This is a genomic window from Actinokineospora spheciospongiae, assembly GCF_003182415.1.
GTDB classification, from domain to species: Bacteria; Actinomycetota; Actinomycetes; order Mycobacteriales; family Pseudonocardiaceae; genus Actinokineospora; species Actinokineospora spheciospongiae.
On the sequence record NZ_QHCP01000010.1, the window covers coordinates 29,746 to 53,365 of the forward strand.

At 73.5% G+C, this 23,620-nt stretch carries 24 protein-coding genes and 3 pseudogenes; 10 read left to right on the forward strand and 17 right to left on the reverse strand.

Annotation, left to right across the window (positions count from 1 at the left end; genetic code table 11):
• Positions 1-29: 29 nt before the first annotated feature.
• Together DFQ13_RS23775 and DFQ13_RS23780 are read right to left on the reverse strand one after the other, a co-directional pair.
• Entirely contained in the window at positions 30-686 is a 657-nt protein-coding gene (locus tag DFQ13_RS23775) for a response regulator (protein WP_233438550.1), read from the reverse strand.
• The gene (locus tag DFQ13_RS23780) at positions 676-1,857 is read right to left on the reverse strand and encodes a sensor histidine kinase (RefSeq protein WP_146241343.1); all 1,182 of its coding nucleotides are present in this window, start codon (positions 1,855-1,857) and stop codon (positions 676-678) included. Before DFQ13_RS23780 ends, DFQ13_RS23775 begins: the two co-directional genes overlap by 11 nt.
• Positions 1,858-1,942: 85 nt before the next feature.
• Between DFQ13_RS23780 and DFQ13_RS23785 the strand changes: the two genes are divergently transcribed.
• Positions 1,943-3,367: a serine hydrolase domain-containing protein gene (locus tag DFQ13_RS23785; protein WP_110081417.1), complete on the forward strand. Its 1,425-nt coding sequence runs from the start codon at positions 1,943-1,945 to the stop codon at positions 3,365-3,367.
• On the opposite strand, the gene DFQ13_RS23790 is transcribed toward DFQ13_RS23785, so the two are convergent.
• On the reverse strand, positions 3,349-3,960 hold the full coding sequence (locus tag DFQ13_RS23790; protein ID WP_052020816.1) for a TetR/AcrR family transcriptional regulator: 612 nt from the start codon (positions 3,958-3,960) through the stop codon (positions 3,349-3,351). The genes DFQ13_RS23785 and DFQ13_RS23790 overlap by 19 nt on opposite strands.
• Before the next feature lie 70 nt (positions 3,961-4,030).
• Between DFQ13_RS23790 and DFQ13_RS23795 the strand changes: the two are divergent.
• A pseudogene (locus tag DFQ13_RS23795) lies at positions 4,031-5,451 on the forward strand (carotenoid oxygenase family protein).
• Between the two features lie 64 nt (positions 5,452-5,515).
• On the opposite strand, the pseudogene DFQ13_RS35240 reads toward DFQ13_RS23795, so the two are convergent.
• Positions 5,516-5,823, reverse strand: a pseudogene (locus DFQ13_RS35240) (alcohol dehydrogenase catalytic domain-containing protein); the annotation flags it as partial.
• A 32-nt stretch (positions 5,824-5,855) separates the two neighbouring features.
• Here DFQ13_RS35240 and DFQ13_RS34525 point away from each other — a divergent pair.
• Positions 5,856-6,182, forward strand: a complete 327-nt coding sequence (locus DFQ13_RS34525) for a TetR/AcrR family transcriptional regulator (RefSeq protein ID WP_110081418.1) — start codon at positions 5,856-5,858, stop codon at positions 6,180-6,182.
• Here DFQ13_RS34525 and DFQ13_RS23810 read toward each other — a convergent pair.
• The 6 genes and pseudogenes from DFQ13_RS23810 to DFQ13_RS23835 form a co-directional block, all read right to left on the reverse strand.
• Entirely contained in the window at positions 6,157-6,780 is a 624-nt protein-coding gene (locus DFQ13_RS23810) for a TetR/AcrR family transcriptional regulator (protein ID WP_110081419.1), read from the reverse strand. The genes DFQ13_RS34525 and DFQ13_RS23810 overlap by 26 nt on opposite strands.
• On the reverse strand, positions 6,777-7,910 hold the full coding sequence (locus DFQ13_RS23815; protein WP_110081420.1) for an acyl-CoA dehydrogenase family protein: 1,134 nt from the start codon (positions 7,908-7,910) through the stop codon (positions 6,777-6,779). Before DFQ13_RS23815 ends, DFQ13_RS23810 begins: the two co-directional genes overlap by 4 nt.
• Positions 7,907-9,097: an acyl-CoA dehydrogenase family protein gene (locus tag DFQ13_RS23820; RefSeq protein WP_110081421.1), complete on the reverse strand. Its 1,191-nt coding sequence runs from the start codon at positions 9,095-9,097 to the stop codon at positions 7,907-7,909. The genes DFQ13_RS23815 and DFQ13_RS23820 overlap by 4 nt, the downstream gene beginning before the upstream one ends.
• On the reverse strand, positions 9,094-9,564 hold the full coding sequence (locus DFQ13_RS23825; protein ID WP_110081422.1) for a MaoC family dehydratase: 471 nt from the start codon (positions 9,562-9,564) through the stop codon (positions 9,094-9,096). Before DFQ13_RS23825 ends, DFQ13_RS23820 begins: the two co-directional genes overlap by 4 nt.
• 40 nt (positions 9,565-9,604) lie before the next feature.
• Positions 9,605-10,360: a 3-oxoacyl-ACP reductase FabG gene (fabG, locus tag DFQ13_RS23830; protein WP_035279775.1), complete on the reverse strand. Its 756-nt coding sequence runs from the start codon at positions 10,358-10,360 to the stop codon at positions 9,605-9,607.
• Between the two features lie 59 nt (positions 10,361-10,419).
• Positions 10,420-10,662, reverse strand: a pseudogene (locus DFQ13_RS23835) (XdhC family protein); the annotation flags it as partial.
• 106 nt (positions 10,663-10,768) lie between these two features.
• Here DFQ13_RS23835 and DFQ13_RS23840 point away from each other — a divergent pair.
• Positions 10,769-10,954: a hypothetical protein gene (locus DFQ13_RS23840; RefSeq protein ID WP_110081423.1), complete on the forward strand. Its 186-nt coding sequence runs from the start codon at positions 10,769-10,771 to the stop codon at positions 10,952-10,954.
• Between the two features lie 40 nt (positions 10,955-10,994).
• Here DFQ13_RS23840 and DFQ13_RS23845 read toward each other — a convergent pair whose 3' ends face one another.
• A complete protein-coding gene (locus DFQ13_RS23845) occupies positions 10,995-11,702 on the reverse strand; it encodes a TetR/AcrR family transcriptional regulator (RefSeq protein WP_110081424.1) in 708 nt (235 codons plus the stop codon).
• 301 nt (positions 11,703-12,003) lie between these two features.
• Between DFQ13_RS23845 and DFQ13_RS23850 the strand changes: the two genes are divergently transcribed.
• Entirely contained in the window at positions 12,004-12,663 is a 660-nt protein-coding gene (locus DFQ13_RS23850) for an NADPH-dependent F420 reductase (protein ID WP_110081425.1), read from the forward strand.
• 176 nt (positions 12,664-12,839) lie between these two features.
• Here DFQ13_RS23850 and DFQ13_RS23855 read toward each other — a convergent pair whose 3' ends face one another.
• The gene (locus DFQ13_RS23855) at positions 12,840-13,610 is read right to left on the reverse strand and encodes a pirin family protein (RefSeq protein ID WP_110081426.1); all 771 of its coding nucleotides are present in this window, start codon (positions 13,608-13,610) and stop codon (positions 12,840-12,842) included.
• Between the two features lie 117 nt (positions 13,611-13,727).
• On the opposite strand from DFQ13_RS23855, the gene DFQ13_RS23860 reads away from it, so the two are divergent.
• Positions 13,728-14,171 (forward strand): MarR family winged helix-turn-helix transcriptional regulator, encoded by a 444-nt coding sequence (locus DFQ13_RS23860; RefSeq protein ID WP_035279781.1) that lies wholly within the window; start codon positions 13,728-13,730, stop codon positions 14,169-14,171.
• 15 nt (positions 14,172-14,186) lie between these two features.
• On the opposite strand, the gene DFQ13_RS23865 is transcribed toward DFQ13_RS23860, so the two are convergent.
• Positions 14,187-14,969, reverse strand: coding sequence for a DeoR/GlpR family DNA-binding transcription regulator (locus tag DFQ13_RS23865; protein ID WP_110081427.1), 783 nt, complete (start codon positions 14,967-14,969; stop codon positions 14,187-14,189).
• Between the two features lie 119 nt (positions 14,970-15,088).
• On the opposite strand from DFQ13_RS23865, the gene DFQ13_RS23870 reads away from it, so the two are divergent.
• Positions 15,089-16,036 carry an ROK family protein gene (locus tag DFQ13_RS23870; protein ID WP_110081428.1) on the forward strand — a complete coding sequence of 316 codons (948 nt, stop codon included), beginning with the start codon at positions 15,089-15,091 and terminating at the stop codon, positions 16,034-16,036.
• A 57-nt stretch (positions 16,037-16,093) separates the two neighbouring features.
• Here DFQ13_RS23870 and DFQ13_RS23875 read toward each other — a convergent pair whose 3' ends face one another.
• Entirely contained in the window at positions 16,094-16,888 is a 795-nt protein-coding gene (locus DFQ13_RS23875; RefSeq protein ID WP_110081429.1) for a thioesterase family protein, read from the reverse strand.
• A gap of 11 nt (positions 16,889-16,899) precedes the next feature.
• Positions 16,900-19,515: a bifunctional FO biosynthesis protein CofGH gene (locus DFQ13_RS23880; RefSeq protein ID WP_110081430.1), complete on the reverse strand. Its 2,616-nt coding sequence runs from the start codon at positions 19,513-19,515 to the stop codon at positions 16,900-16,902.
• Positions 19,516-19,622: 107 nt separating this feature from the next.
• Here DFQ13_RS23880 and DFQ13_RS23885 point away from each other — a divergent pair, with 107 nt between their 5' ends.
• Complete coding sequence (locus DFQ13_RS23885; protein ID WP_110081431.1) at positions 19,623-20,057, forward strand: PPOX class F420-dependent oxidoreductase; 435 nt, start codon at positions 19,623-19,625, stop codon at positions 20,055-20,057.
• A 169-nt stretch (positions 20,058-20,226) separates the two neighbouring features.
• On the opposite strand, the gene DFQ13_RS23890 is transcribed toward DFQ13_RS23885, so the two are convergent.
• A complete protein-coding gene (locus DFQ13_RS23890; RefSeq protein WP_035279787.1) occupies positions 20,227-20,799 on the reverse strand; it encodes a DoxX family protein in 573 nt (190 codons plus the stop codon).
• Positions 20,800-20,813: 14 nt separating this feature from the next.
• Positions 20,814-21,320, reverse strand: a complete 507-nt coding sequence (locus DFQ13_RS23895) for a hemerythrin domain-containing protein (RefSeq protein ID WP_110081432.1) — start codon at positions 21,318-21,320, stop codon at positions 20,814-20,816.
• 241 nt (positions 21,321-21,561) lie between these two features.
• Between DFQ13_RS23895 and DFQ13_RS23900 the strand changes: the two genes are divergently transcribed.
• Together DFQ13_RS23900 and DFQ13_RS35815 are read left to right on the forward strand one after the other, a co-directional pair.
• A complete protein-coding gene (locus tag DFQ13_RS23900) occupies positions 21,562-21,915 on the forward strand; it encodes an effector-associated constant component EACC1 (RefSeq protein ID WP_035279790.1) in 354 nt (117 codons plus the stop codon).
• A gap of 1 nt (position 21,916) precedes the next feature.
• Positions 21,917-23,620 carry a TNT domain-containing protein gene (locus tag DFQ13_RS35815; protein ID WP_110081434.1) on the forward strand — a complete coding sequence of 568 codons (1,704 nt, stop codon included), beginning with the start codon at positions 21,917-21,919 and terminating at the stop codon, positions 23,618-23,620.

Consider the following 23,620-nt stretch of genomic DNA (forward strand, 5'->3'; position numbering starts at 1 on the left):
CTGTCCACACAGGACCGACCGGGGCGCGGTCAGGGAGCGGGCCTGTCGTCGGCGAGGCCCGCTTCGTAGCCCGCGATGACCAACTGCGCCCGGTCGCGGGTGGACAGTTTGGCCCTGAGGTGGCCGATGTGGGTCTTCACCGTGTGCCTGCTCAGGTGCAGGGCCTCCTCGATCTCCGCGTTGGACAGCCCGCGCGTGATCAGGGTGAGGACTTCGCGCTCCCGGGCGGTCACACCGTCGAGGGAGCGGGTGGGGGCGCGGAGGAAGTCCGCGATGAGCCTGCGGGTGACCGTCGGGGCGAGCAGGGCCTCCCCCGCGGCGACGGTCCGGATGGCGTCGACGAGCCGCGGTGGCGGGACGTCCTTGAGCAGGAAGCCGCTGGCCCCCGCGCGGAGGGTCTCGTACACCGCGGCGTCGAGGTCGAAGGTGGTGAGGACGAGGACCCTGGGGGCCTCGGGCAGGGCGGTGATCCGCCGGGTGGCGGCGATCCCGTCGAGGTCGGGCATGCGGACGTCGAGGACCGCCACGTCGAGGCGGTGGCGGGCGGCGAGGTCGCAGGCGGCGCGGCCGGTGCCCGCCTCGGCGACCACCTCGATGCCCGCGGTGACCTCCAGCAGCGTCCGCACGGTGGCGCGGTACTCGGGTTCGTCGTCGGCGAGCAGGACGCGGATCGGCTCAGGTGGCACGCGGCGCGGTCCCCTCGGACGGGAGGGCGGCATCGCACGGGAGGGCGGTGTCGAACGGAAGGGCGGTGTCGAACGGAAGGGCGGTGTCGAACGGGAGGACGGCGTGGACGGTGAAGCCGCCGCCGGGGGCGGCGCCCGCGTGCAGGGTGCCGCCGTGCAGGGCGACCCGTTCCCGGATGCCGAGCAGCCCGTGGCCCGGCGGACCCGGCGGGGTCGTGCCCTCGTCGACGACGGACACGGTGAGGGCGCCGGGTTCCACGGACGTCCTCAGGTGGCAGTGGGGCGGGCGGGCGTGGCGGCGGACGTTGGTCAGGGCCTCCTGGGCGATGCGGAGGGCGGAGATCCGCACGGCGGCCGGTACGCCGGTCAGGTCGGCCTGGTCGGTGGTGACGGTGACCCCGGCCGACCGGGCGGCGTCCACCAGGTCGTCCAGGGCCGGGGTGGTGGGCGCGCGCACCGCGCCCAGGACCGTCCGGACGTCCGCCAGGGCGGCGCGGCTGACCTGCTCGATGGTCCGCAGCGCGTCTTCCCGCTCGCGCGGGCGGTCCTGCGCCACGGCGTTGGCGACCGCGGCCTTCATGGTGATCAGGCTGAGGCTGTGCCCGACCACGTCGTGGATGTCCCTGGCGATGCGCAGGCGTTCCTCGGCGACCGCCCGCGCGGTGCGCGACTCCACCAGCTCGGCGGCGTGCCGCCCGCGGGTGCGCACCGCCGCGGCCAGCGCCCACGCCCCGGTGATGACCACCGCGCTGTAGACCGCCGCGGACAAAGGGGTGGTGCTGAACGACTCCGCCCCCTCCGGCGCCGGGACGAGCGGCAGACCGGGGGCGGCCCACACCGCGATCCCCACCCCGATCACGCCCGACAACGCCCCCGCGACCCCCAGGAAACCGGCTCTGGCCGAGGTGAGCGCCACTCGGTACAGCGCCAGCCCGACCGCCACGGCCACGGCGTCTTCCCCGGTTCCGACGACGAGCGCCGCCACCCCGATCGCCCCCGCCGCGACCAGTGCGGCGACCGGCCGCCACCGGCGCGCGGCAACGGCGGCGCCGAGCGCCGCGGCCACCCCCCACCCGAGCGGACCCGCCTGCGGTGACCGCACCACGGCCAGCGCCACGACCACGGCCACCGCGACCACGTCGAGCACCCGCGCGCCTCTCGTACCGAGCATGGGCGCCACGGTATCCAGGACGCGGCCCGCCGAACTCGGACCACGGTCCGATGTGCGCCGCGCGCAACGCCGCGAGACTCCCGCCGTGCTCACCTCCACCCTGTCCGCGCTGCTCCTCGCCACCACGCTCACCGCACCTCCCGCGACCGTCGACGCCGATGCCGTCGACGCCGTGGTCGAGGCGTACCGGTCGCAGACGACCCTCCCGGGGGTGGCGGTGGCCGTCACCCGCGGCACCGCCGTGGTGCGGACCGCCGGGTACGGCCGCACCGCCGGTGGCGCCCCCGTTTCCGAGCACACCGCGATGGCGGTCGCCTCGGTCAGCAAGTCGTTCACCGCCCTGGCGGTCGCGCAACTGGCGCAGGACGGCCGCCTCCGGCTCGACGACCCCGTCCAGGCGCACCTGCCGGAGTTCGCCCCGGCCGACCCGCGCGGCGCCGAGGTGACCGTGCGGCAACTGCTGGACCAGACCTCCGGCCTGTCCGACCGGACCGCCGCCCCCGAGGACGGCGTGCGCACCCTGCGCGAGGCCGTCGCCGCGGTGCGGGGCGCGGAACTGGCCGCCGACCCCGGAACCCGGTGGGAGTACCACAACCAGAACTTCCAGGTCGCCGCCCGGCTGGTGGAGGTCGTGGGCGGCTCACCGTTCCGGGATCACCTGCGCCGCCGCGTGTTCGAGCCGCTCGGCATGGGCGGGAGCGAGACCGTCGACACCGAACGCGACCTGCCGCCGAGCGCGCGGGGGCACCTCAAGGTCCTGGGCGCGGCGGTGGCGCTGCCCGAACCGCCCGCGTTCGGCAACGGCTCCGGTGGCGTGCTGTCCTCCGCGCACGACCTGGCCGCGTGGCTCATCGCGCAGAACAACGGCGGGCGCGGCCCGACCGGCGGGTCGGTCGCCACCCCGGAGACCATCGCCGCGACGCACACGCCGTCCGCCCGGTCGGGCTCGTACGCCCTGGGCTGGTTCACCGGTGCCACCGGGTCCGGCGCACCGCTGCTCGACCACGGCGGCGACCTGTTCACCTCCACCGCCTACCAGGCGCTGCTCCCCGCCTCGGGGTACGGCATCGCCGTCATGGCCAACACCGGGTCGCGGCACGGCGACGCCCAGGCGATCGGGGAACGGCTCATCGCGCTGGTCGAGGGCAGGGAACGGGCACCGGCGGAGGACCCGTACCTCGTCGTGGACCTGGTGCTGCTCGGGGCGGGCCTGGGAGCCTGCGCCGGCGTGGTCCGCGGTGTGGTCCGCGCGCGGCGGTGGGCGGCGAAGCGCCGGGTCGGGCCGTGGACCGCCGTGCGGCTGTCGGTGCTGCTGCTGCCCGCCCTGCTGCTGGCCACGCTCGGCGGGGTCATGGGCTTGCTGTACCGGGGGCGCGAGGTGTCGTGGCTGCAGGTCGCGTACCTGTACCCGACCTTCGTGCTCGCGCTCGCGGTGACCGCGCCGGGCTGCCTCGCCGTCGCCGCCACCAGGGTCGCCGCGCTGGCGCGGCGTCAGGGACCGGCCCGGTAGCCCGCGCCCGCCAGCAGGTTCATCATCATCGGCGCCAGCACCCGCTCCACCCCGTCGGTGCCGTGGAACCCGGCGATCTCCAGCAGGACGAAGCCGTGCAGGGCGCTCCAGAGCTGCGCGGACATCCTGGCCGGGGCGACCGGGCGGATCAGGCCCGCCGCGATGACCGCCTCGACCGCGTCGGTGAGGGCGCCGAAGGTGCCCAGGGCGACGTCGTCGGGGTCGTCCGGGGCCGTGGTGGGGTCGTTGGGCGTGGGGCGGTGGCCGCCGATGGAGGTGACGCCGAACATGACCCGGTACAGGTCGGGGTTGTCCTGGGCGTGCGCCCGGTAGGCCAGGCCCAGGTTGGTGAGGTCGGCCATGGGGTCGTCGGTGCGCGCGACGGCGTCGAGGCGGGCGCCGAGGCGGCGGAAGCCCTCGGCGGCGATCGCGTCGACGAGCCTGCCCATGTTCCCGAAGTGGGTGTAGACGGCCATCGTCGAGGCGCCGACCTCGGCGGCGACCTTGCGCGCCTGCACCGCGTCGGGACCGCCGTGGGCCAGCAGGTCCAGGGCGGCGGTCACCAGCTTCTCGCGCACGTGCGGCTCGGCCATGCTTGCCATTCTGGCATAACTCGGTTATACCTATCAACATAACACGGTTATAGCCAAGAAGGGGATTCCGATGGGCAACCCGTACCTGGAGGCCAACTACGCCCCCGTGCACCAGGAGCACACGCTCACCGACCTGGCCGTGACCGGGGTGATCCCCGACTTCCTCGACGGCCGCTTCCTGCGCAACGGCCCCAACCCCGTCGCCGAGGTCGACCCGAACGCCTACAACTGGTTCACCGGCGACGGCATGGTGCACGGCGTGCGGCTGCGCGACGGCAAGGCCGAGTGGTACCGCAACCGGTGGGTGCGGACCCAGGCCATGGGCGGCCCGGCGCCCACCCCGGGCACGCTGCCCACGCTCGGCGCGAACACCAACGTCATCGAGCACGCGGGCAAGACCCTGGCGCTCGTCGAGGGCGGCATCACCAACTACGAGCTGTCCGACGAACTCGACACCGTCGGCGCCTGCGACTTCGACGGCACCCTGCGCGGCGGCTACACCGCCCACCCCCTGCGCGACCCGGCCACCGGGAACTGCACGCGGTGTCGTACTACTTCGGCTGGGGCAACAAGGTCCGCTACACCGTGATCGGCGCCGACGGCAGGCTGCGCCGCCAGGTGGACGTGCCGGTAGGCGGCAGCCCGATGATGCACAACTTCTCGCTGACCGAGAAGTACGTCGTCATCTACGACCTGCCGGTCACCTTCAACGCGGAGAAGGCCGTCGCCACCGGGGTGCCCCGGCTGATGCGCGCGCCGGTGCGGCTGGTGCTCTCGGCGCTCATCGGCCGGGTGCGGGTGCCGGACCCGATCGCCACCGCGATGACGGGCAGCGCCGGGTCCAACGCGAACCTGCCCTACGGCTGGGACGACCGCTACCCGGCCCGGGTCGGCCTGCTGCCCAGGGAGGGCACCGCGGCCGACGTCCGCTGGTTCGACGTCGAACCCGGCTACGTCTACCACGCCGTCAACGCCTACGACTCCGGCGACTCGGTCGTCCTCGACGTGGTCCGCCACGACCGCACCTTCGACACCGACGCGCACGGCCCCACCGAGGGACCGCCCACCCTCGACCAGTGGACGGTCGACCTGACCACCGGCAAGGTCACCCAGTCCAGGGTGGACGACCGCCCCCAGGAGTTCCCCCGGGTCGACGAACGCCTGACCGGCCGCCGCCACCGCTACGGCTACAGCGTCGCCTTCAACCGCGACGGCCTCAGCGACACCCTGCTCAAGCACGACTACCGCACCGGCGCGGTCACCAACCGCCGCTTCAAGCACGGCGCCTCGATCGGCGAGTTCGTCTTCCACCCCCGCACCCCCGACGCCCCCGAGGACGACGGCGTGCTGATGGGCTTCGCGCACAACCCGCGCACCGACAGCACCGACCTGACCATCCTGGACGCGTCCACCCTCGACCGGGTCGCCGCCGTGCACCTCCCGGTCCGCGTCCCCGAGGGCTTCCACGGCAACTGGGCGCCAACGGCCTGAGCCCCATCCTCGAAGCCGAGGTTGGTGTGGGTGCCCGGCCTTGTCGCCGTGGCGCCCGGCTGGGGCCGACCAGGGGCAGCGCGGCCGCGTCGGCGAGCGGGATGCTCGTCGGGGCGGGGGCCAGGCTCTCGGCGGGCGCGAGGACGTGCTCCGCCGCGGCGCCGTCGACGACGAACGGCAGGAAGCCGACGACCCGGCACCGACCCCGAGGTCGGTGACGCCCTCGCCGAGCGCATCGATCGTCCCCGCGACGTCCAGGCCGGGGACGTGCGGCAGGGTCGGGGGCATCGGGCCCCGCATGAGGCCGGCGCGGAAGTTGCCGTCGACGCCGTTGAACGTCGTCGCGGCGACCCGCACCTGCCCGGCGCCGGGGACTCATCCGCGGCGAGGGGGAGAAGGTGCCGATGGTCAAGATCGCCGACCGCGCGGGCGTGCGGGTCGGGACGGTCTACCGCCACTTCGCCACCCGCGGGGAACTGGTCGGGGCCCTTGTCCACGGCTCGTTCGGCCTGGCGGTGGACACGCGCGGGCAGCCGCCCGACCACCCCGGTCCCGCCGCGGAGGGCGTCCGGCTGTTCTTCCTGGCCACCCTGCGCGACCGCGAGCGCTTCGTGCTCCCCCTGGCTGCCCGCCGGTCTTCACCGCCGCCACCCGCCAGCGCCAGGCGGACGTCCGCACCGCCCTGCGCTCGCTCCTCGACCGCCGTCAGGCCGGGCCCGGCTTCGCGGTGACCGCGCCGAGCATGGCCGCGACCAGGTCGGCGTAGCGGGCGCCGAGCTCGGTCGGGTCCGGTTTGGACTCCGGGGTGTACCAGCGGGCGACGTCCACGCACAGCGACAGGATCGCCCTGGCCGCGGTCGGGGTGTCGGCGACGGTGAACGCCGAGGCCGCGACCCCCTCGGCGATGAGGTCGCGGACCGTGCGTTCGGTGCGGCGGCGCAGGTCCGCGACGACCTCGAAGTCCGCCGGGCGCAACGCGTGCAGCTCGTACTGCACGATCCGGGCGACCCGGTGCCGGGTGGCGTGCCAGGTGGTGAACCCGGCCACCAGGGCGCGCATCCGGGTCAGCGGGTCGCCGGGGGCACCGGCCGCCGCGGTCACCATGTTCAGCGCCCGCTCGTGGCCGCTGCGGCTGATGGCGAACAGCACCGCCGCCTTGGACGGGAAGTGCACGTACAGCGCCGCCGGGCTCATCCCGGCGGCGGTGGCGATGTCGCGGGTGGTGGTGGCGTGGAAGCCCCGCTCGGCGAAGGCTTCCACGGCCGCCGCCATCAGCCGCTTGGCCGCGTCCGGGCGGACGTCGGGCCACAGGTCGACCGGTTCGGTCATGCGGTGAGGCCCACCAGCGGGGCCAGGGCCGCCCGGTGCCTGCCGGGGGTGCCCAGCGCGATCTCGTCGGCCTTGGCGCGCTTGAGGTACAGGTGCACCGGGTGCTCCCAGGTCATGCCGATGCCGCCGTGCAGTTGCACCGCCTCCTCGGCCGCGTGCAGGGCCACCGCGGCGCACAGCGACTGCGCCACCAGCACCGTGATCTCCAGGTCCTCGGCCCCGGTCGCCAGTGCGTCCGCCGCCGCCCTGGCCGCCGCGCGGGCGAGGACGAGTTCCTGCCACAGGTCGGCGAGGCGGTGCTTGAGCGACTGGAACGAGCCGACCGGCCTGCCGAACTGGTAGCGCTCCTTGAGGTAGGCGACGGTGGTGGTCAGGCACCACTCGGCGATCCCGACCTGCTCGGAGGCCAGGATGCCCGCGCCGACGAGCACGGCGGCGCGCACCGCCGCCTCGCCGGACCCGGACAGCCGCACGCCGGGCGTCGCGTCCAGCACGACGTCGGCCACCGGGCGGGTCAGGTCCAGCGACACGACCGGGGTGACCCGCGCCGCGGCGGCCTCGACCAGGAACAGCGCGTCCCCGGCGAGCACGACCAGCAGGTCTGCCACCGCGGCGTCGGCCACCGACCGGACCGTGCCGGTCAGCGCGTCGCCGTCGGCCGAGACCGCGGGCAGCGGGCCGCCGGGGTACGTCGACAGCGGGATGACGAGCGCCGCCGTGGCCGCGCCCTCGGCGAGCCGGGTCAGCGCCGCCTCGGCTTGGGCGTCGGGGCCACCCCGCTCAGCGCCTTGGCCGAGCAGGTGCAGCAGTGCGCCGGTCGCCAGCACGGCGCTGCCCAGGAACGGGACCGGCGCGACGGAGCGGCCCAGTTCCTCGGCGACGACCGCGGTCTCGCGCAAGCCCGCGCCCTGCCCGCCCAGCGCCTCCGGGATGGGCAGCGAGGTCGCGCCGAGGTCCACCGCGAGCGCGCGCCACAGGTCCAGGTCGAGCGGCTGCTCGTCCTCCACCCGGCCCAGCACCCTGGCGGAGTCGGCGCGGGCGGCGAGGAGGGCGCGCACGCTGGCGCGCAGTTCCTCCTCGACGTCGGAGTACAGCAGGTCCTGCTCGGGGCGGTCCGGTGCGGGGCTCATCGGGGCAGATCCTTCCACGGCACGTCCTTGTCGACCCGGGGTTCCGACGGGAGCCCGAGAATCCGCTCGGCGATGATGTTGCGCAGGATCTCCGAGGTGCCGCCCTCGATGGAGTTGCCCTTGGCCCGCAGGTACCGGTAGCCGGCGTCGCGGCCGGTGAAGTCGACCAGTTCGGGGCGGAACATGGTCCACTCGCCGTGGCGCAGCCCGTCCTCGGCGAGCAGTTCCACCTCGAACCCGGACAGCGCCTGCGACAGCCGGGCGAACGCCAGCTTCATCGCCGACCCCTCCGGGCCGGGCGACCCGGCGGCCAGTTGTTGGCGCATCCGGGTCCCGGCGTGGCGCAGGGCCTCGGACTCCACCCACAGCTTCGTCAGCCGGTCGAGCGCCTCGGGGGTGTGCAGCTCGGGGTGCGCGCGCCAGGTGTCGGACACGACGCCGACCATGCCGCCCTCGCGCGGCACCTCCCGGCCGCCGATGGCGACGCGCTCGTTCATCAGGGTGGTCTGCGCGACCCGCCAGCCGTCGCCGACCTCGCCGAGGCGGTGCGCGTCGGGGATGCGGGCGCCGGTCAGGAAGACCTCGTTGAACTCGGCCTCGCCGGTGATCTGGCGCAGCGGCCGCACCTCGACGCCGGGGTCGGTCATGTCGCAGACGAAGTACGTCATGCCCGCGTGCTTGGGCACGTCCGGGTCGGTGCGGGCCACCAGGATCGCCCAGCGCGCGGTGTGCGCGGTGGAGGTCCACACCTTCTGCCCGGTGACCACCCAGTCCTCGCCGTCGCGGGTGGCCCTGGTGCCCAGGGCGGCGAGGTCGGACCCGGCGTCGGGTTCGGAGAACAACTGGCACCACACCTCCTCGCCGGTCCACAGCGGGCGCAGGAAGCGCTGCTTCTGCTCGTCGGTGCCGAAGGTGAGGATGGTCGGCGCGGCCATGCCCAGGCCGATGCCGATCCGGCGGGGGTTGTTGTCCGGGGCGCCCGCGGCGGCCAGCTCGGCCTCCACGACCTGCTGCAGCGCCCGCGGGGCGCCGAGTCCGCCGAGGCCGACCGGGAAGCCCACCCAGGCCAGCCCGGCCTCCCAGCGGGCGTTGAGGAACGCGGTGCGCTCGGTGGTGGCGGGGTCGTGCCGGGCCAGGAGGTCCGCGACCAGGTCGCGGACCTCCCGCGCGGTCGTGGGGGCGCTCACGAGCCGCCGCCCGGCTTGGGCACCAGCAGCACCACGGCCTCGGCGACGCAGGCGGGTTTGTCCGCGCCCTCGATCTCGATGGTGTTGCGCAGCACCACCTGCACGCCCTGGGCGCCCGGCTTGGCCTCGACCAGCTCCGAGGACAGCCGGACCTTGGCCCCGACCCGGACCGGCTGCGGGAAGCGGACCTTGTTGAGGCCGTAGTTGACGCCCATCAGGAAGTTGTCGAACCGGTAGACGCCCTTGCCCAGCATGGGGAGCAAGGACAGCGTCAGGTACCCGTGCGCGACGGTCCCGCCGAACGGGCCCTTCGCGGCGCGGTCGGCGTCGACGTGAATCCACTGGTGGTCGTCGGTCGCGTCGGCGAAGGCGGTCACCCGCTCCTGGGTGATCTCCACCCACTCGCCGTGGCCCAGGTGCGTGCCGATCGCCGGGGCGATCGAGTCCGGGCCGTCGAAGACGTGCATGTCTGGCTCCCTTGCCGCGTCGGTGCTGGTCGGTGCCGGATCAGTCCCGGGGCCCGCCCGCGACGTAGATGACCTGCCCGGAGACGAACCCGGCCTCTTCGCTGACCAGGAACGAGGCGGTGGCGGCGATGTCGTCGGGGGTGCCGACCCGGCCGACCGGGATCATCGCGGCGGCGCCCTTCTTGAAGTCCTCGAACGGCACGCCCACCCGCTCGGCGGTGGCGGCGGTCATCTCGGTCTCGATGAAACCGGGGGCGATGGCGTTCGCGGTGACGTTGAACTTGCCCAGCTCGATCGCGAGGGTCTTGGTGAAGCCCTGCAGACCGGCCTTGGCGGTGGCGTAGTTGGCCTGGCCGCGGTTGCCCAGCGCGGAGGTGCTGGACAGGTTCACGATCCGGCCGTACTTCTGCTCGGTCTGGTGCTTCTGCACCTCGCGGGTCATCAGGAACGAGCCGCGCAGGTGCACGCCGATGACCGCGTCCCAGTCCGAGTCGGTCATCTTGAAGATCAGGTTGTCGCGCAGGATGCCCGCGTTGTTGACCAGCACGGTGGGCGGGCCCAGCTTCTCGGCGACCTCGGCGACGGCGGCCTTGACCTGCTCGGCGTCGCTGACGTCGGCGCCGACGCCCAGGGCGGTGCCGCCCTCGGCCTCGATGGCCCCGACGGTCTCGGCGGTGCTCGCCGCGTCCAGGTCGACCACCGCGACGGCGAAGCCGTCCTTGGCGAGGCGCTTGGCCACGGCGGCGCCGATGCCGCGGGCGGCGCCGGTCACGATGGCGGTGCGGGACTGGGACACGGGGTTCCTCCGGAGCTGGTCTGTGGGCGCGGTCGTCTGCTAAGCAAGCGCTTAGGAAGTTACCCCCGGGTTGCCCGGCTGTCCACCGCCGCCGGGGTGGTGGAGTCGAAACCGCCCGGCCGCCCGGTGCGCTCGGCCACCGGACCGGCAGGCGGGGCGATCGCGATCTCCGGCGGCGTCCGGGACCCGATGTCGAGCCCGATCGGCCTGCGCACCCTGGCGATGTCGGTCTCCGGCACCCCCAACCCGCGCAGCGCTTCCACGTGCGGGGCGGGGTGGTGCGGGTTGCCCATCACCCCGACCCTGGCGCCCACCGCCACCCGCCCCGCCGTGCGCCACCGCGCAGGAGTCACCCATGCCGTGTGGTGTTCCCCGCCGAGGACGCGCCCACACGCCTACAGTGCGGGTATGGCGACCTTCGGTGAACTCATCCCGGGCATGAAGCTGCGCAAGGTGTCCGACGAGGACGCGGGCAAGGGCGAGCGCGCCGACCCCGGCGGCCCGCTGGACCTGGAGGCGGGGGTGGTGTTCCTGCGGCCCCGCGCCGCCGGACCGGCCGAGTCGGCGGAAACGCCCGACGAGTCACCGGAATAGCTCCCCGGAAAAGGGTCCGGATTCCGGGAGCCCGGCCTTGTCACGCGGTTTCAGCGGCTCCGGTGGATTTTCCGTTCGGAACTCCGAATATCAGGAGCGTGGCCTCCACCATCGAGTCCTCCAGTTCCGGCAGCGCCGCCGCGCCGCGGGTGCGCAGGCAGGCCCGGATCACGTCGGCCATGCCGCCCACGAGGATGTGCAGGAGCTCGTCGGACACGTCCACCACCGGGCTGCCCTGCGACCGGGCGTAGGCGTGCGTGGCGCGGAAGAGCAGCAGGAACTGGTCACGGCCCTCGATGACCTTGTCCAACACCTCGTTGCCCGCGCGCAGCGTCTCGATCTGGATCGCCCAGGACGCCTCCGGCGCGGCGGCCAGCACCTTGAGGTAGGCGCGGATGCCCGAGCGCAGCCGCACCCGCCAGTCCTGCCCGGAAACCGCCGTCTCGGCCGCGCCGATGGCGATGACCACGTCGGACACGCCGTAGTCGATGGCGGCCAGGAAGCAGTCGAGCTTGCCGGTGAAGTGCTCGTAGAAGGTGCGCCGGGACACGCTGGCCCGCTCGACCAGGTCGCCGATCGTCATCTCCGGGTAGCCCTTGTGCGCGGCCGTCCACAGCGCCGCGCGCAGCAGCCTCCCGCGCTGCGAGGCGCGCACCTGCTCCGGGTCCAGGCGGTGCCTGCCGCTGGGCAGCGGACCGCCGTCGTCGGGCAGGTCGGCGAAGGTCGGCGCGGAAGGTCTCGAGCTCACCGGCCCAGCCTACCGGGCGAGCGGTTGTCCCCCGCTGTGCAAAGCGTGTGAAGTCGTTAGCCGATCGCGGCCGAGGAATTCCCCACAATGGTCCACGACGATCCGGTCACCGGCGTGTTTCCCCGGCGATACCCGTTTTCCGCAGGCGCAGCATTCCGGTGCCCCGCCCCCCCCGAATCGGGTGCCGCGGCGGCCGGGGTACCGGGCGATCCCAACATGCGGACGGGGAATGGTCCGTTCGCCGCTCGTTGTTGCAGACGGTGACCGGCGGGGTCCGCCGGATCGGACGAGGGAGCACGCAGTGAAGATCGGCATCATCGGCGCGGGCAACATCGGCAGCGCGCTCACCCGCGGCCTGCGCGGACTGGGCCACGAGGTGCGGGTGGCCAACTCGCGCGGCCCGGAGACCCTGGCCGACCTGGCCGCCGAGACCGGGGCCACGGCGGTCGCGGTGGGCGAGGCGGCCGAGGGCGCGGAGGTCGTGGTGGTCACCATCCCGCAGAAGCGGGTCCCGGACCTGCCCGCGGGCGTCCTGGACGCCGCCGCCCCCGGCGCGGTGGTCGTCGACACCGGCAACTACTACCCCAAGGAGCGCGACGGGCTGATCGCCGAGATCGAGGACGGCGTCACCGAGAGCCGCTGGGTGTCCGACCACCTGGGGGTGCCGGTGGTGAAGGCGTTCAACGGCATCGCAGCGGCCCACCTGCAGGACAAGGGCCTGCCCGCGGGCAACCCCGACCGCATCGCGCTGCCCATCGCGGGTGACGACCCCTCGGCGAAGGCCGTGGTGTCGGACCTGATCGATGCCCTGGGCTTCGACCCGGTGGACGCTGGCACCCTGGACGAGTCGTGGCGGCAGCAGCCGGGTTCGCCCAGCTACGGCAAGGACTTCCCGGTCGACAAGCTCAAGGCCGCCTTGGCCGAGGCCACCCCGGAGCGCACCGAGCAGTTCAAGGCCTGAGGGCCCCCGCCGCGCGGCGACCGGACCGACCGCACTCGACCGACGACCGGTACCGGCCGCTGCGCCGCACCAGGGCCACCGACCCCAGTGGTGGTCGATCCGCCGAGCCTGCGGGTGGGGATCGTCCCGGATCGACCCCCACCCCGGATCGGGCTGGGGGTCGACGGGAGTGCGGGTCAGCCCAGGCGCAGGCCCGCGTGCATCTCCCACACCAGGACCTCCGCGCCCTCGGGACCGGCGGTCAACCGCTGGCCGCCGGAGGCGGTGAGCCGCACGGCGTCGCCGGTGGTCAGCGGGCCGCTGCCCTCCATGGTCACCGAGCCGACCGGCACGAACAGGTGCACGTACGGGGCCTCGGGGAGGGTGACCACGCCGCCGGGCTCCATGCGCGCGGCGTGGAGGGCGGCGTGCTTCTGCCCGATGCGGATGGCCGCCGCGTCCGCGTGCCGCTCCATCCCGGAGGCGACCGGCACCAGGCCGCCGGAGAGCAGTTCGTGGTCGATCTCCAGTTGTTCGTACCCCGGCTTGCCACCGGCTTCGTCCGGCACGACCCACATCTGCACGAAGTGCACCGGCTCGGTGTGCTCGGGGCCGCCGGACACCCGCCAGGAGTCGTTCTTCTCCGAGTGGAGGATGCCGCGACCAGCACTCATCCGCTGGGCCAGGCCCGGGTAGATGATGCCGTTGTGCCCCTCGGAGTCCTGGTGCACCAGGGCGCCGCGCAGGACCCACGTCACGATTTCCATGTCGCGGTGGGGATGTGTCTCGAACCCGGCGCCGGGGGTGACGACGTCGTCGTTGTTGACCAGGAGCAGGCCGTGGTGGGTGTTCACCGGGTCGCGGTGGTGGCCGAAGGCGAAGGAGTGCTTGGAGTCCAACCAGCTGATCTTCGTGGCGAACCGGTCCGCCGCGCGTCGGATGTCCACCTCGGACAGTTGCTGAGTCATGCGACCACTTCCCGTAGGTCTCGCCGCTCGAAGTAGTTAAGGCTTTAACCAACTCGGACTGTAGACCCATGTAGTTGCACTGTCAACTATGTCGTCCGGTGGGCCTAGGCTGACCCCATGACGCCCTGGCTCGAACCACAACAGCAACGCTCCTGGCGCGCCCTGGTCGACGGCGCGGGCCGCCTCGTCACCCACCTCGACCGGCACCTGCGCGGCGCGCACGGGCTGTCGCTGGCGGAGTACGAGGTGCTGGTGCGGCTCTCGGAGCTGTCCGACCACCAGGTGCACATGTCCGAACTCGCCGCGGGCCTGAGCCACTCCCGCGCCCGCCTGTCGCAGACGGTCGACCGGTTGGCCCGAGCGGGCCTGGTCACCCGCCTGCCCTGCCCCCAGGACCGGCGCGGCGTCCACGCGGCCCTGACCCCCGGCGGAGCCGCCGCCCTGCGAGCCGCGGCGGCGGACCACGTCCGCGAAGTCCGCCGCCTGGTCATCGACGTCCTCAGCGACGCGGAACTGGCCACCGTGGGCACGGCGATGGACAAGGTGCGCGCGGCGGTGTGACGCCCGGGTGGCGGGTCAGACCGTCCGCACGGGGAGCCCCGCCCCGGCGAACTCGGCCAGGGTCGCGGGGTCGGCATCGGTGTCGGTGATGAGGAGGTCGAGGGTGGTGGTGGGACAGATGCGGGCGAAGGCGTGGGCGGTGAGCTTGGTGCTGTCGGCGATGACCACGACCCGGCGGGCCCGGGTGGCCATCAGGCGGTTGACGTTGGCCTCGCCCTCGTGGTGGGCGTAGGCGCCGTGGACCGGGTCGATGGCGTCCACGCCGAGGAAGACGATGTCGAGGGTGAGTTCGTCGATGATGCGGGTGGCGAGGGGGCCGGTCAGCTCGAAGGACTGGGGGCGGGCCACACCACCGGTCACGACGATCTTGACGTGGGGGCGGACCGCGAGTTCGTTGGCGATGTTGAGGGCGTTGGTGACGACCGTGAACGCCGGTTCGCCTGGCGGGCAGGCCTCGGGGCGGATGGCAAGGGCGCGGGCGATCTCGGTGGTGGTCGTGCCGCCGTTGAGGCCGACGACCATGCCGCGCTCGACCAGGGCGGCCGCGGCCCTGCCGATGCGCTCCTTGCGGGAGGTGTTCCTCGCGGTCTTGTAGCGCAGGGGCAGGTCGTAGGCCACGTTGTTCGCGACGGCGCCGCCCCTGGTGCGGGTGAGGAGTTGCTGCTCGGCGAGGTGGTCGAGGTCGCGGCGGATGGTGGCGGCGGAGACCTCCAGGTCTGCCGCCAGGGCGTCGACGTCGACCTTCCCCCGGTTGCTCAGCAGGTCGAGGAGGGCGCTCAGGCGCTCGTAGCGGTTCACGGTCCTCCCTGCGGCGGTGATCATCGGGACCGCAGTATCGCGCACACTTGGCATCGGGTGCGAGATCACGCAGTATTCGGATCGTCCACGAGCATGTTCACGCGATTCGAGGAGTCTGGATGGGTGAGCGGGCGGTGGTGGCGGTCGACGTCGGCGGCACCTCGGTCAAGGCGGCCCTGGTGTCCCCCGACCTCACGCCGCTGCGCGCGCTGCGGCGGCCCAGCAGCCGGGTCGGCGGGGCGGTGGCGCTCGGGCCGATCGCGGACCTGATCGGGGAGCTGGCCGGGGGCGCCGACGTGGTCGGGGTCGGGGTGGCGGTGCCGGGGATCGTCGACGACGCGACGGGGGTGGTGCGGGCGGCGGTGAACCTGGGGTGGACCGACCTGCCGCTGCGCGACGAGCTGGCGGCGGCGTGCGGGCTGCCGCTGCGGGTGGGCCACGACGTGCGGACCGGGGGCCTGGCCGAGTTCACCGTGGGCGCCGCCGCGGGGGCGCGGAACGCGCTGTTCGTCGCCATCGGCACCGGCATCGCCGCGGCGAGCCTGGTCGACGGGCGGCTGGTCGCCGCGGGCGGGTACGCGGGCGAGATCGGGCACGTGGTGGTCGACCCGGCGGGTGACACCTGCGGCTGCGGCACGGTCGGCTGCCTGGAGACGCTGGCCGCCGCGCCCGCGCTGGCCCGCCGGTACGCGGCGCTGACCGGCGTCGAGCGGACCGCCGAGGAGATCTGCGCCCTGCTGCCCGACGACCCCGCCGCGAGCCGGGTGTGGGCGGACATGGTCGAGGCCCTGGCGATCGCCCTGCACACCGCGTGCACCCTGTTCGGCCCGGAGGCGGTCGTGCTCGGCGGCGGGCTCTCCGAGGCGGGGGCGGCGCTGACCGGCCCGGTGGCCGAGGCGCTGGGCCGTCGGCTGACCTTCCAGCGGCGGCCGTCGGTGGTGCGGGCCGCGCTCGGGCAGGACGCGGGGCGCGCGGGGGCGGCGCTGATGGCGTGGGACGCGGCCGGGATCAGCCCACCCCCGATCACCGGACGAGAACGCTCCGCCGCCGGGTCGAGCGGCGACTGACCGGATCGGCGGCCTCCCGGCGGCAGCCGAGGGGGTGCGGGTGGGGCGCGGCCGGGGTCAGCCGGTCCGGGGGCGCAGGGTGAGGACCTGCTCCGCGCGGCCGATCGGGCCGGACAGGTCGTGCAGGGTGCTGCTGGTCAGGCCCCGCCCGTCGGCGCCGAACACCACGGAGGTGTCCAGGCCCAGCCAGTCGCCGCCGGGTTCGCGGAACAGGTGGATCGTCAGGTCGAGGTTGGGGAAGGCCCACTCGGTCGGTGGCACCCGGACGGCGATGCCGTTGGCGGTGTCGACCAGGCCGATCAGGCGCGCCAGTGGTGACACCGGTTCGCCGTCGACGAGGGTGATCGGGGTGCTGAGCCAGGTGGTGACGTGGCCGGGGGTGGGGTCGACGACCGGGCGCATGTCGATCCCGGTGATGTAGCCGCCGGGCCAGCGCTCGGCGATGGGCCAGCTCGGCAGGTCGTCCGGCGGGGGCAGGGCCGGGCCGGCGCCCCCCGCCACCGCCGTGGTGTCGCTTGTGGACAGGCGCCAGATCCGGGCCACGGCCACCGACCGGCCGTGCGCCGTGGCCGTCGACTCGACGAGTTCGACCGTGCGGCCGGGGCGCAGGACGCGGGTGCGCACCTCGAAGTCGTCCATGCCGATCACGCCGAGGATGTCGACGCCGATGCGGGAAATCGCCTTGTCCGCCACGGGGTGCGCGCGCTCGACGGCGTGCACGAGGAGGCCGATGAGCGGGCTGATGTGCTGCTCGGACACCGACCACGCGCCTCCCGTGTGGACGGTGGGGCGGTAGCGGTTCTCGTCGACCCTGGTGAAGTAGCTGCACGGGTCCTGGTCCACGGGGGTCATGGCGGTTCGGCTCAGCCCGCCTCGACCTGGCTGGTCCCCGGGCCGGTCTCCACGACGGGGAGCAGGTTCGGCCGCCACACGCCGTCGTGCGCCAGCGCCGTGGTGCGGCGTTCCTCGGGGACCTCGCCGTAGGTGGTGGTGCGCTGGCGGGCGGGGCGGCCCGCGAGGGCGGCCAGGGCCTCCAGGTCGGCAATGGTCTTGTAGCTGCCGTTGTCGCTGCCCGCCATGCGGCTGATGGTCTCCTCCATCAGCGTGCCGCCGAGGTCGTTGACGCCGCCGTTGAGGACTTCCACCACGCCCTCGTCGCCGAGTTTGACCCAGCTCGTCTGGATGTTGCGGATGCGGCCGTGCAGCAGGATGCGGGCCAGGGCGTGCACGGCGCGGTTCTCCAGGCGGGTGGGGCCGGGGCGGGCGATGCCCGCGAGGTAGAGCGGCGCGTTGGTGTGCACGAACGGCAGCAGCACGAACTCGGAGAACCCCCCGGTGCGGTCTTGCAGCGAACCGATCAGCTTGAGGTGCGCGACCCAGTGCGCGGGGGTGTCGACGTGGCCGTACATCATCGTCGAGGTGGTGGGGATGCCCAGGTCGTGGGCGGTGGTGACGACGTCGACCCAGGCCGAGGTGGGGAGCTTGCCCTTGGTGAGGACCCAGCGGACCTCGTCGTCGAGGATTTCCGCGGCGGTGCCGGGCAGGGAGTCCACCCCGGCGTCGCGGGCGGCGGAGAGCCAGTCGCGGGTGGACAGGTTCGTGCGGCCCGCGCCGTTGACGACCTCCATCGGGGAGAAGGCGTGCACGTGCAGGCCGGGGGCGCGCTTCTTGACCTCGGCGGCGATGTCGAAGTACGCGGTGCCGGGCAGGTCGGGGTGGATGCCGCCCTGCATGCACACCTCGGTCGCGCCCACGGCCCACGCCTGCTCGGCGCGCTGGCCCACCTGCTCCAGCGACAGCGTGTAGGCGTCGGCGTCGGTGCGCCGCTGGGCGAACGCGCAGAAGCGGCACCCGGTGTAGCAGACATTGGTGAAGTTGATGTTCCGCGTGACCACGTAGGTGACCTCGTCGCCCACGGCCTCCCTGCGGAACCCATCGGCCAGCGCGGCCAGCGCCTCGATCTCGGCGCCCGGACCGGCTGAGAGCAGGACCAGCGCGTCCTCGTCGGACAGCGCGGTCGGGTGGTGCTCGGCGTGGCGCAGGGCGCTCAGGAACTCGGGGCGGGCCGTGCCCCCGCCGCCGGTGGCCGGGCCGGTGCCCGGGTGGACCTGGGTGCGCAGCTCGTCCCAGTCGCCGTAGACGGAGTCGAAGTCGTCGCGGCGGTCGGCGGTGCGGCCCTCGGTGTCGATGGCGGTGTGCAGGTCGGTGCGGCCCGAGGCGGTGAGCGCGACCTCCGGCTCCTGCCAGGGTCGGCCCACCAGGGGGGCGTCCTCGACCGCCAGGCCGGTTTCGGGGTCGGCGAGGGCGTCGACGTGCGCGCGCAGCCGGGGGTCGAGCCACGGTTCGCCCTTGAGCACGTACTCGGGGTAGATCGTCAACCGCTCGGCCAGCCGGAACCCGGCCGCCGCGGTCTGCTCGGCCAGCGCCTCGATCTGCGGCCACGGGCGCTCGGGGTTGACGTGGTCGGGGGTCAGCGGGGACACCCCGCCCCAGTCGTCGATGCCCGCGCGCAGCAGCAGGCCGAACTCGCCGCCGATGAGGTTCGGCGGGGCCTGGATGCGCGCCTTGGGGCCGAGCACGACCCGCGCCACCGCGACGGTCGCCGCCAGTTCCTCGGCCTCGGCGTCGGGCATCCCGCGCATGGCGGTGTCCGGCTTGGCGCGGAAGTTCTGCACGATGACCTCTTGGACACCGCCGTAGCGCCGGGCCGCCTGCCGGATCGCGAAGATCGACTCCACCCGGTCCGCCAACGTCTCGCCGATGCCGATCAGGATGCCGGTGGTGAACGGCACCGCGCTGCGGCCCGCGTCCTCCAGCACCCGCAACCGCACCGCGGGCTCCTTGTCCGGCGAACCGTAGTGCGGCCCGCCGGGCTTGGCCCACAGGTCCGTCGAGGTGGTCTCCAGCATCATCCCCATTGACGGGGCCACCGGCTTGAGCCGTTGCAGGTCCGTCCAGGACAGCACGCCGGGGTTCAGGTGCGGCAGCAGCCCGGTCTCCTCCAGCACCCGGATCGCCATGGCGCGCACGTAGGACAGCGTGTCCGGGTACCCGGCCGCCTCCAGCCACTCGCGGGCGGCGTCCCAGCGGTCCTCGGGGCGGTCGCCCAGGGTGAACAGGGCTTCCTTGCAGCCCACGGCCGCGCCCCGCCGGGCGATGTCCAGCACCTCGTCGGGGCTGAGGAACGGGGCGGGCAGCCGACCGGGGACGGTGGCGAAGGTGCAGTAGTGGCACCGGTCGCGGCACAGGCGGGTCAGCGGGATGAAGACCTTCTTGGAGTAGGTGACCACCCCGGGCCGCCCGACCGCTTCCAGACCGGCGTCGCGGACCCGGGACGCGGTGGTGACCAGGTCGTCGAGGTGCCCGCCGCGGGCGTGCAGCAGGACCTCGGCCTCGGTCCGGTCCAGGGTGACCCCGTCGCGGGCCCGGCGCAGGGCTCGGCGGAGCGCGGACTCGCTGGGCGCGGCAACGTCGGTCATCCCCCCAGGCTAGTTCCCGAGTCCGCTGGCACCGGACCAGGACCGGGGTGATCTCCCGTGCACCGGAACGGGGAATAGAACCACCGCCCCGTGACCACTATCTGAGCATGACCACCACACCGTTCAACCCCCGTGCCCTGCTCGTGGCGAGCAAGCTCGGCGTCCTCGCCACGATCAAGGTGGACGGCCTGCCGCAACTCTCCCCCGTGCTGCCCCACTACGACGAGGAGGCGGGAACCATCCAGATCTCCACTCGGGAGGGACTGTCGAAGACGAAGAACCTGCGCCGCGACCAGCGCGCGGCACTGGAGGTCACCAGCACCGACGGCAAGTCCTGGGCGACCGCCGAGGGCACGGTCACGATCACCGGACCGAGCACCGACCCGCACGGGCCCGAGGTCCAGGCGCTGGTGGACTGGTACCGGGCCGCCTCGGGCGGCGAACACCCGGACTGGGACGAGTACCGCGCCGCGATGGTCGACGACCGGCGGGTGCTCGTCACGATCGCGGTCACCCGGGTCTACGGCGCCGACATCGGCTGACCGCCCCGCGATCCGCCGCTCCGGCCGAGCGGGGATCGCCCCCGATGGGCGGCGGTGCGACACCTTGGTGGCGGCGCGGGCCTCGTGGACGGCGCCCGCTCTGGCCTGGTCGCGGACACGGCTCCGCTCCCACCGCAGTACTGCGGTGGGAGCGGAGCCGTGTCCGGGATCAGCCGGGCAGCACGCCCGCGATGGCCTTGCGGGCCTTCTTCGGGGCGCTGCTGAGCGTGTCGCCCACCGTGTCGGTGGTGTCCGCGGTCCAGGCGCCGAAGTCGTGGGCGGTCTTGTTGAGCTTCTTGCCCGCCCGCTTCGCGCGCCAGCCCAGCGAGGGCTTGCCCGCGGTGTCGGCGGAGGCGAGCAGGAGGCCGCCGAGCAGGCCCACGTTCTTCAAGAAGTGGATCTGCTGCTGCTGGCGGTTGCCCGCGTCCTTCTCCTCCCAGAACCGGTGCGTGGCCAGCGTGGTCGGCACCAGGCTGCCGGAGAGCAGCAGCGCCGACAGCCTCGGGAATCGGCCCAGCGCGAGCAGGGCACCCGCGCCGACCTTCACCGCGCCGTCGATGCGCACCAGGGTCAGCGCGTCAGAGGGCACCTGCTCGGGGAGCTTGTCGCCCACCTTGTTCAGGGTGCCGTCCAGCACCGGCTTGGCCGCCTCGACGTGCGCCTCGGGGTTGCGCAGCACATTGATACCGCCTGCGATGAAGATCCCCGCAAGCATCGGGCGCGCCAGTCTGCGCAAGATCATCGGGCCTGTCCTCTCTAGTCGATCCGGTGCTTGGTCTGCGCGACCAGCTCGCGGACGTGGTCGATCGAACCGCACCCGGCCTTGACGCGCTCGTCGCGGACGCTGACGAACTTCGTGCCGAGTTCGGCCCGCCGCTCGTCGGCGACGTTGTCGCGCGCGTCGTTGAGGATGGTGCGCTCCTCCTCGTCCACGTGGTGGTTGATGGCCTTGACCAGCTCTTCGAGCTTCTCGTCCCAGTCTTCGGAGTCGGTGTCCTCGACCTCCATCAGCTCCAGCAGGGCCACGTGCCCCTCGGCGTGCTCCTCCGCCCCGTGCTCCACCTCGTGGTCGTCGACGCCCTTGTACCGCCGCAGCGCGGAGTAGACCTCGGACTCCTCGGCCTCGGCGTGCCCGACGAGCACGTGCGCCAGCTCGTCGAGCAGCTTGGCCCGGTCGCTGGTGCGGTCCCGCAGACCCCGGAACAGCTCCTCGAAGCGCCGGTGGTCGTCCAGGATCAGCTCGATGACGTCGGTGGTGGGCATGTGGTGGGCCTTTCGTGCTGGGAACGTCGCCGGGTGGGTACCCGGCGACGACCGCACTCAACCTTCCGACCGGCCGATCACGATGGCGGAGGCGGGGTGGGCGCGCGCGGGCACCGAGTGGCGCCGCGCGAAGCCCGATCCACCGGTGGCATCCCCCATGCGAGGGCCGGAGCCCGCCGCTCCGGTGCCAGCCGGCACCATCTCACTCCCAGTTCTATCGATCTTGAGGGGGCGGACGCGGGTGGAGGTCTTGGTCGCTGTGCCGGGGGAAGAGGAACTCCTGGACGGCTTGTTGGACTGGTTGCGCCGCGAGGAGGGCTTGCGGGGGCGCGCGAACCGCACCCGGGTGACGGTGCCCGCGACCACCATGGGCGGCGTGGTGGAAACGCTGACGGTGGCGGTCGGCGGTGGTGGCGCGTTGACCGTGCTGGTCACCTCGGTGGGGGCATGGGTGCGCAACCGGCGGTCTGACGTGACCGTGGAGGTCACGGTGGCCGACCGGACGGTGCGGGTGGAGGGCAAGCGGATCAAGGCCGACGCCGACAGCCTCGCGGCGCTCGTGGTCGAGGCGAACCGGGCCGCCGACGGGCACTGACATGCGACTGCCCGATCCCGCGACCTCGCGGGTCATCCTGATCGGCACCGCGGCGTACGAGGACCCCGACATCGCCGACCTGCCCGCGGTGTCGGCGAACGTCACCGACCTGGCGCGGGTGCTGACCGACCCGGACCTAGGTGGCTTGGATGACGCCGCGTGCCACCGCTTCGTCGACCCGCGCTCGGACGACGTCTGGCGGATAGCCGAACTGGCGGCGCAAGCCGAGGACGTGCTGGTGGTGTACTTCGCCGGGCACGGCCTGCTCGGCGACGACGGGACGCTGCTGCTGGGCATGGCCAACACCAAGCTCAGCTACCCGGAGTTCACCGCCCTGCACGTCGACCAGTTGGTCCGGGCCATCGAGACCAGCCAGGCGAAGACCCGGTTGTTCGTGCTCGACTGCTGCTACTCCGAGCGCGCGCTCAGGCACATGGGCACCCCGGCGCAGCAGTTGGTGATCGAGGGCACCTACACGCTGGCCTCGGCACCGGCCAACCGCAGCGCCGTCGCGCCGGAGGGCGAGCGGCACACGGCGTTCACCGGTGAGCTGATCTCCCTGCTCCGCTCGGGCGATCCCGCCGAGGAGGAGTTGCTGTCGGTCGCCGCGGTGTTCCGCAAGCTGGTGCCCGCGCTGCGGTCGAAGGGCTACCCGACGCCGAAGCAGTCGAACAGCGGCACCGCCTCGGCGCTGGCCCTGGTCCGCAACGCGGCCTACCGGCCCGCCCGGTTGGCGGCTCCCCCGCCCGCCCTCCCGTCCGCGGTGGACCTGCGGCGCGCGGTGCTGCGGGCGACGTCGCCGGTCGCCGAGCGCTTGGCCGCGCTGGACACCCTGGTCCGGCGGGCCAAGGCGGACGAGGATTGCGTCGAGGAGCTGGAGCTGCTCGCGGTCAGCGGCTACGTGCCCCTGGTCCTGCGGCTGGGCTGCGTGTACGCCCTCGACGCGCTGCGGGAGGAGTCCAGGGCGAAGACCGCGGCGGCCACGATCGTCGCGGGCACGAGCGCGACCGTGGACCTGGTGCGGTTCTTGCTGGGGTCGCTGGTGCACACCGGTGACGGCGTCGCGCTCAGCGAACTGGGCAGGCACTCGCACCCGCTGTGGGGCCGTCAGGTGTCTGACGTGCTCTCGGGCATCGGCATCCCGGTGTCTGAGCGGATCAGGGCGGCCGCCGACCTGGCCGGGCTCGGCTGTCACGCAGCGGCCCTGACGCTGCTCCGCGCGCTCTCCGACCGCCCCGACATCGCCGAGGACGCGCGCGAGCAGATCCGAGCAGCCATCCGCGAGACGGAGGCCGATGCGACCGCGGAGCTGCGCTTCAGCTTCAAGCCCGCGCCCCCGAACCGATGGGGCATCCAGCCGCTGCTGGGGGAACCCCCGTTGACGCTCTTCCGCGGCAAGCACCTCAAAACCCTCAAGCCCGGATTGACGATCGATCGCTACGGCCAACCCACCGGGAACCTGACCTACCACGCGGGTACGCCCTTCGAACGCCGCTCGCTCGTCCCCGAGTGGATCGAGTATCCATATCACGCGTACGAGGTGCGCGAGCCGTTGCGGGCGCTGGTCGGGACGGCGGTCCCGTGGTTCGACCAGCCGGGCGGGGGCACCGCGTACGTCCTGCCCCACTCGATCGCGGACCTGCTGGAGCGCGGGCTGATCGCGGAGGTGCCCGCCCAGGCACCGGGCCGGTACCGGGCGGGCTGA